Annotated in this window: 6 protein-coding genes; 3 read left to right on the top strand and 3 right to left on the bottom strand. The window is 67.4% G+C overall.

Going from position 1 to position 7,146, the window contains the following annotated elements:
* Positions 1 to 513: 513 nt before the first annotated feature.
* A complete protein-coding gene (locus E0H50_RS26290) occupies positions 514 to 1,254 on the top strand; it encodes a VOC family protein (RefSeq protein ID WP_131293154.1) in 741 nt (246 codons plus the stop codon).
* 252 nt (positions 1,255 to 1,506) lie between these two features.
* The gene (locus E0H50_RS26285; protein WP_202868338.1) at positions 1,507 to 2,136 is read left to right on the top strand and encodes a PIN domain-containing protein; all 630 of its coding nucleotides are present in this window, start codon (positions 1,507 to 1,509) and stop codon (positions 2,134 to 2,136) included.
* A 108-nt stretch (positions 2,137 to 2,244) separates the two neighbouring features.
* Here the strand turns inward: E0H50_RS26285 and E0H50_RS26280 are convergent, their stop codons facing one another.
* Together E0H50_RS26280 and E0H50_RS26275 are read right to left on the bottom strand one after the other, a co-directional pair.
* Positions 2,245 to 2,901: a response regulator gene (locus tag E0H50_RS26280; RefSeq protein ID WP_131293152.1), complete on the bottom strand. Its 657-nt coding sequence runs from the start codon at positions 2,899 to 2,901 to the stop codon at positions 2,245 to 2,247.
* Positions 2,898 to 4,040, bottom strand: coding sequence for a sensor histidine kinase (locus E0H50_RS26275; protein ID WP_131293150.1), 1,143 nt, complete (start codon positions 4,038 to 4,040; stop codon positions 2,898 to 2,900). The genes E0H50_RS26280 and E0H50_RS26275 overlap by 4 nt, the downstream gene beginning before the upstream one ends.
* Positions 4,041 to 4,196: 156 nt before the next feature.
* On the opposite strand from E0H50_RS26275, the gene E0H50_RS26270 reads away from it, so the two are divergent.
* On the top strand, positions 4,197 to 6,344 hold the full coding sequence (locus tag E0H50_RS26270; RefSeq protein WP_131293148.1) for an MMPL family transporter: 2,148 nt from the start codon (positions 4,197 to 4,199) through the stop codon (positions 6,342 to 6,344).
* Here E0H50_RS26270 and E0H50_RS26265 read toward each other — a convergent pair.
* Positions 6,273 to 7,097, bottom strand: a complete 825-nt coding sequence (locus E0H50_RS26265; protein WP_131293146.1) for a hypothetical protein — start codon at positions 7,095 to 7,097, stop codon at positions 6,273 to 6,275. The two genes, E0H50_RS26270 and E0H50_RS26265, sit on opposite strands and share 72 nt — an antisense overlap.
* Positions 7,098 to 7,146 lie beyond the last annotated feature (49 nt).

The following is a 7,146-nucleotide window of genomic DNA, read 5'->3' as shown; positions in this document are numbered from 1 at the left end:
CCACCCGCCGAAGCCGAGGCCGACTACTATGCACAAACCCGAGACGACCAACCGGTCGCACTCACATAACCGAGGGCGCACCAAACCCGGGACGGTTCACTCGTAGAGCGGTTTGTGGCGTGGGCTGAGGGTGAGCGTGGTGCAGTCTCGGTGTCGGTTACGGCGTACGCGCAGAATCAGAACGCACGCGCGTTCTATGCAGACCTCGGCTTCGAGACCGTCAGCGTCGTACTGACTAGGGGCACCTCAGACGGTTGATTGGAGACTGCGGGGATGTCGCGGGATCTTGTGGACGTTGCGTGTCGGTGGGTTGAGGCGTTGGAGCGGGCGGATGTGCCGGCGGCCAATGCTGTTAGTGGGTTGGGTGGGTGGGATTCCGGGCCGTGGATCGCCGAGTCGTGGCGGCCGGATGTGGAGGGGCTTGCGGGGGCGCGGCGGGTGGTGGGTAGTGCGCGGCAGGTTAACGAGCGGATGGTTCGGGTTGTTCTGGTTGGGGAGCGTGGGCGGGCGTTTGTGAGTGTGGTGCTCGACGAGGACGGCAGGGTTGTTGGTACGTCGGTGGACTCCGACGAGCAGGACGGACGGTTTTGGGTCGTCGTGGGCTGCCCGGAGGAGCGGGAGGATGAGCTTCGGGCGTTCTACGGGATGCTTACCCAGGGACGGATCGGGACGGGCGAGGGCCGGATGCGCCCGCCACGGTGGCGCGACCCGGCGTACCCGACGCAGATCCATCTCGATGTGCAGGTCGCTGATCTGGAGGCCGCTGAGCGCGCGGTGCTGGAGCACGGCGCGACGAAGCTCGAGGGGTTCCCCGGCTGGCGCGTGTACGCCGACCCGGTAGGCCACCCCTTCTGCCTGTATCCCGGTCTCGTCGAACCCACGGACCGGCTCGGCACGCTCGTCCGCGTGGTGATCGACTGCGCCGACCCACGGCCGATGGCCGAGTTCTGGGGTGCCATGCTCGACATGCCCCGTACGGTCGAAGATTCGCCCGACCGGATCGTGATCGCCCGCGACGACGACCGGCTGCCGATGCTCGCTCTCCAGCGCGTCCCCGACTACGAACCACCACGCTGGCCCGACCCCGACTACCCGCCCCAGATGCACTTCGACATCGGAGTCGACGACCGGCCGGCGAAAGAGCGTCTCGCCCTCGAGCGAGGAGGGACACGGCTACCGCCGCAGGGCGGCAGCTGCCCGGTGTACGCCGACCCCGCCGGCCACCCGTTCTGCCTTTGCTACAAGGGCGAGTGAGCCACGATCGCCCGCGCAAACTCCCATCGGACCAGCCGGCATCGAATGCAAAGTCACCAAGGTGTCCTAGGGGCAGAAGCCATCGATCGCATTATCCACAGGGTCTGAGGGCCGACTACTCAATCCGCTCGAAGTGAACTAACTTCTGCGCATGCGTGTGGGTGTGTATGTGGACGGCTACAACTTGTACTACGGGGCCGTGACTGGTGCGGTCGCAGCCGGCCTGGCTGGCGCTGGTTGAACATGCGCCAGATGATCGACGGGATCCTCGTCCGAAAGTCAGGCTGGCCAACCGCTGCGATTGATCGACTCATCTACTGCACAGCTCGTATCGACGCTCGTACGAATCCCTCGGGGCAATTCGATCAGGACACCTATCTGAAGGCGTTGCGTACCAGTGGATGTGTCGACCACATCGAGTACGGGAAGTACGTCGCGCGGACGAAGACTGCGCCGCTGGCGACGAGAGACAGGCAAGGTCGCCCGGTCGTGGTGAGTTCCGGCTGGCCTGTCATGATCCAGGATTCGTCGTCGCAGCCTGTGCCCGACGCGCAGTTCCTGGTCAGCGTGCTGAACACAGAGGAGAAGGGCTCAGACGTCAATGTCGCGTCGCATCTGCTGATCGACGCTCTCACGAACGCTGTCGACGCGGCCGTGATCGTGTCGAACGACAGCGATCTCAAGTTCCCCGTCCAAGAAGCCCGCAAGCGCGTGCCTGTCGGGGTGATCAACCCGACCAAAAGCTACCTCGCGGGCGATCTCAAGGGGCGTCCGACGGATGGCGTGGGAGGCCACTGGTGGTACCGGCTGGACGCGTCGGACTTCACGAACTCACAGTTCCCGCTCCAGGTCGGCAACTACGCGTGCCCCGCAGGCTGGTGAGCGGACTGCCGCAAATTTGCCGCAGCTACTCCCCCGAGCTAAAGTTGTCGGCATCAACCACCCGTCCCCTCGTGGGGCGGGTTTTTCTTTGTGCCATCGTGCGCATCGCTAGGGCTTGATGCGGCCGGTTTCGTAGGCCCAGATGGCTATTTCTACTCGGTTTCGGGCGGCGGTCTTGGCCATCACGCTGGCCAGGTGGGTTTTGACGGTGCTGAGGCTGATGTGGAGTTCGGTGGCGATTTCAGCGTTGGTGCGGCCGGTGGCGGCGGCTAGGAGGACTTGTTCTTCGCGGGTGGTGAGCGGGTCTACGGGCTGGATCGGTGTGCGGCCCGACGGGGGTTCGGTGAAGGCGGCCAGGAGGCGGGCGGTGATCTTCGGCGCGATCAGTGCGTCGCCGTTGGCGGCGGCTCGGATTGCCTGGACCAGAAGATCGGGTCCCGCGTCCTTGAGGAGAAATCCCCGCGCGCCGGCCTTCAAGGCGCCGTACACGTATTCATCCAGGTCGAAGGTGGTGATCACCACGATCGCCACCGGGTCGTCGACGTCGGGTCCGGCGAGTTCGCGGGTCGCCGCGATCCCGTCCAGCCCGGGCATCCTGATGTCGAGCAGACACACGTCGGGCCGCAGCCGGCGCGCGAACTCGACCGCTTCGAGACCGTCGGCCGCCTGACCGACCACCTCGATACCGGGCTGGGCATCGAGAATCATGGCGAGTCCGGTCCGGACGAGATCCTGGTCGTCGGCGACGAGTACCCGAATCGTCATCGGCCGCCCGCCGTTCGCGGAAGCACCACGTCGACAGACCAGCCCCGGTCCGGGTCAGGACCCGCCGAGAGCGTGCCGCCGAGCAGCGTCGCGCGTTCGGTCATCCCCACCAGACCGTACCCGCCCGGGTTCCGCGAGGTCGCTTCCCCGTCGTCGCGGACGGTCAGTTGGACGGAGTCGTCGTACGACGCCAACCGGACGTCGATGCGCGTCGCCTGCCGGGCGTGCCGTACGGCGTTCGTGATCGACTCCTGCGCGATGCGATAGATCGCTGCGCCGACCGCGCGGTCGAGATCACCGAGGTCACCCGATACCTCGACGTCGACCCGCGGATGGTCCCCGGCGCGGCGGGCGAGCTGTTCCAGGTCTGCCACTCCGGGTTGTGGGGCGAGCTCCGCCGTACCGTCGTCACGCAGTACGCCGACCATCGCCCGCATCTCGGCCAGGGTCCGCGTGCCCTCCGCCTCGATGATGGCGAGGGCGTCGACCGCGGCTTCCGGGCGGGTGGCCGCGACGGCTCGGCCGGCCTGGGCGCGGATGACGATGGCCGAGACATGATGAGCGACCGTGTCGTGCAACTCGCGGGCCAGCAGCTCGCGCTCCCGGAGTCGTACCTGGCCCAGTTCGCGGTTCCGGGCGGTCCACCGATAGCGGACTGCGAGCCCGAGCGTCGCGGGGAAGAGCAGGAACATGGTGCCGCCCACCACTTCGCCCCACCCGGTGAAGTCACTGGCGAATCCCAGCACCATCGCCACGATGATCAACGCCAGCCCGCAGAGGATCTCGCGGCCGGATCCCCAGCGGGCGAGTGAGTACGGCAGCAGCACCACGCAGATCATCGAGTAGAGGCCGAAGGCCGCCTCTCCACTGATCAGGGTCGCGAGGTTGATCAGGATCAGGCCACCGAACACGGCGGCCACCACCGCGAACGGGCGGGTACGACGCCACAGCAGCGCACACGCGACCGCGACGGCGATCACGAGCGCGAAGGGCCTCCAGACGACGTCCTCGCGAAGTACGCCTTCGAGAACGGCCGCCGTCAGCAGGCCGGCGACGAGCACCCAGTCGCGCCACACCCGTTTGGGTGCGTCGAGTGCCCGAGGCTCGGCCAGCACCGAGCGGACCGCGTTTCTCAGCATGACCACAGCGTAGGGACTCCGGGCGCGGATCGGATCGGCTCAAAGTACGGGACGCGACCCAGCTGTTCGGCCGAGGGAAGTCCGGCTCATCGCCCGAGGTGGGGACCGCCTGCTCGACCACACCATGAGTCCAACTCTTGCTGAAAGGGACTCACTATGAGGTCGACTCTGTACAGAATGGGCCGGTACGCCGCGCGTCGGCCCTGGGTGGTGATCGGGGCCTGGCTGGTGATCGCAGCGCTCGTGGTCGCAGCATCCGGCGCCTTCGGAAAGAAGCTCGAGGAATCGTTCGGAGCGCCCGGCGTGGATTCGCAGTACGCGACCGACCTGCTGTCGGCCGCGGGCGCGGATCAGGCTGGGCTGACCGCGAAGGTGGTCGTGACCCCGCTCGATGAGAAGGCGACGCTCAACTCGCCCGAACTGCAGGCCGCGCTGACGCAACTACGCTCGGACGCGGCCACCCTGCCGCACGTGCTGGAAGCCGGCGAGCCAGTGATCTCGCCGGACGGCCGCGTGGGGCTGATCCGGCTTCAATATCCAGTGCTGGACGAACTGGAGCCGAGTGACCTCGAGCAGCTCAAGACCTTGTCCGCGGTGGAATCGCCGCTGCGGATCGAGTTGGGCGGGGATCTGTTCTACGCGTTCGAGGAAGCGACGACCGGGCTCGGCGAGGCGGTCGGGCTGCTCGCCGCGATGGTCATCCTGCTGCTCGCGTTCGGATCGATCATCGCGATGGGGCTGCCGATCGGGATGGCGGTGTTCGGCCTCGCGCTGGCGATCAGCTCCCTGTCCCTGGTCACGTACCTCATCGACCTGCCCAGTTGGGCGCCCGTCCTCGGCAGCATGGTCGGGCTCGGTGTGGGCATCGACTACGCGCTGATCATCGTCACCCGGCACCGCGAGTACCTGGCCCGCGGACTGGCGGTCGAGGATTCGGTCGGGCGTGCCGTCGCCACAGCGGGCCGGGCTGTGCTCTTCGCCGGCGGCACGGTGGTGATCGCGATCCTCGGGCTGGCGGTGGCCGGCGTACCGTTCATGACGGCCGGCGGGATCGCCATCTCGCTGATCGTGCTGACGATGGTGCTCGCTTCCATCACTTTGCTGCCCGCGTTCCTGGGTCTGGCCGGGCACTGGATCAACCGGCTTCAGGTACGTCGGGTGCGGGCCTCTCATGGTTTGGGCTGGGCGCGGTGGGCGGGTCACGTGTCCAAGCACGCCGTCGCGTACGCCGTCGGCGCCACCGTCCTCCTGCTGGCGCTGGCCGCACCCGTGCTCGCTCTCCGTGTCGGCACGCCCGACGACGGCGTGCTACCCCAGCAGCGCACCGAGCGCCGTGCGTACGACCTGGTGGCCGCGGGGTTCGGTGCCGGTAGCAACGGTCCGCTGGTGATCGCCGTCGACATCTCGCGCGATCCTGCCGTCGTACAACCGCTGTTCGAGGCCGTCCGCGCCGATCGGGGCATCGCGTCGGTCGCACCTCCGTCGGTGAACACCGCGGCCGGTGTCGCGTCGCTGATCGCCGTACCGACGACGGGACCACAGGACGCCGCGACGATGACGACGGTCGAACGGCTCCGCTCGGAGGTCTTTCCCTCGGTACTGCGGGACAGTCCGGCGAAGGCACATGTCGGGGGTCAGACGGCGACGCTCGCGGATGTGGGCGCGAAGGTCAACGATCGGCTGGCGTGGTTCATCGGCGCCGTGATCCTGTTGTCCGTGGTGCTTCTCACCGTGGTGTTCCGGTCGGTCGTCGTACCGCTGAAGGCCGCGCTGATGAACCTGCTCAGCATCGGCGCGTCGTTCGGCGTCCTGGTGATGATCTTCCAGTGGGGCTGGGCCGCGGACCTGATCGGGCTGGAGTCGACCGTTCCGATCCTGCCGTTCATCCCGATGTTCATGTTCGCCGTGGTGTTCGGGCTCTCCATGGACTACGAGGTCTTCCTGCTCAGCCGGATCCGCGAGGAGTACGTGCGGACCCGCGACAACACCGCCTCGACCATCCACGGCATCACCACCACCGGCCGCGTGATCACCTCGGCGGCGCTGATCATGATCGCGGTCTTCGTCAGTTTCTCCCTCGCCGACGACCCGACGGCCAAGATGTTCGGCCTCGGCCTGGCCACCGCCGTCTTCGTCGACGCGACGATCGTGCGACTCGTTCTCGTACCCGCCTTGATGAAACTCCTGGGCGACGCGAACTGGTGGACACCTGCCTGGGCCGCCACGAAGGTCCTACCTGAGGTGAGGGTAGACGTCGAGTCTCGTGCCGGTCTCGGCGCTGATGACGGGCTTGTCTCCGAGTGAGGCGGTGAGTGTGACGGTGGCTGGGGTGCTGAGGCCTACGTCCACGCAGGCGCCATCGAACGGGGCATGGCTTCCGCCGATGATCACCATGTCGTCGAGCTCGAGGACGTGGGCTCGCAGGTCGGGGTCGCACTTGCCGTGGTGGAGGTTGACGGTGAGCGTGTTGCCGTCGGCTCGGGTGAGGCTCCCGACCGAGAGCAGGTCGCGGTCCGGGTCGGCGAGCCCCGGCAGTGTGGTGGGCTGGGGCAAAGGCTTGAGCACCGCCGGGGAAACGGCCAGGGCGACGATCGGTCTCGACAATCCCTTGGCGGTGAAGGACCAGGCCGGCACCGTCGCGCGGCCGGCGCTCGTGTCCACCTCAACTGTCTTCAGGGAGCCGCCGGTGATCACGAGTATGCACTTCGCCGCCGGTACCGCCATGTGGCCGCAGTTGTCGTGCGTCGCTCCGATCGCCGCGGTCAGCGCCGGCCGGGGAGCGAGGACGTCGACCGAGACGCTCGGTCCGTCGGTGAAGTCGATGCGAGTCGTGCCGCCGGATCCAAGTTGTACCCCCGGTGCGATCGCGACGTACCCGGCTATCCACGCAACCTTCTGCTCGGTCGTGTCGAAAGCGAGGTCCGGCGTCCGGGTCCCGTACAGGAAGATCCCTTCCGGAGGCTTCGGGAGCCCTGCGGTCCGGACGGCTTGTGCGACAGCCCGCGCTCGGTCGAGAAACAGCGGGGTCGCGGGGCCCTGCGGGATCTGCGTGCCCACCGCGTCGCTAGGCCTCGGGGTGATCGGCGTTGCGCTGCTTGGACTGGAG

The organism is Kribbella sindirgiensis (assembly GCF_004331435.1).
Taxonomy (GTDB): domain Bacteria; phylum Actinomycetota; class Actinomycetes; order Propionibacteriales; family Kribbellaceae; genus Kribbella; species Kribbella sindirgiensis.
This window is presented reverse-complemented; position numbering and strand designations above follow the sequence as displayed.

Bases quoted from the DNA above. Each gene is read 5' to 3' on its own strand.
- E0H50_RS26275 (WP_131293150.1), bottom strand. From the start codon at position 4,040: ATGCTGAGAAACGCGGTCCGCTCGGTGCTGGCCGAGCCTCGGGCACTC.
- E0H50_RS26280 (WP_131293152.1), bottom strand. From the start codon at position 2,901: ATGACGATTCGGGTACTCGTCGCCGACGACCAGGATCTCGTCCGGACC.
- E0H50_RS26285 (WP_202868338.1), top strand. From the start codon at position 1,507: ATGATCGACGGGATCCTCGTCCGAAAGTCAGGCTGGCCAACCGCTGCG.
- E0H50_RS26270 (WP_131293148.1), top strand. From the start codon at position 4,197: ATGAGGTCGACTCTGTACAGAATGGGCCGGTACGCCGCGCGTCGGCCC.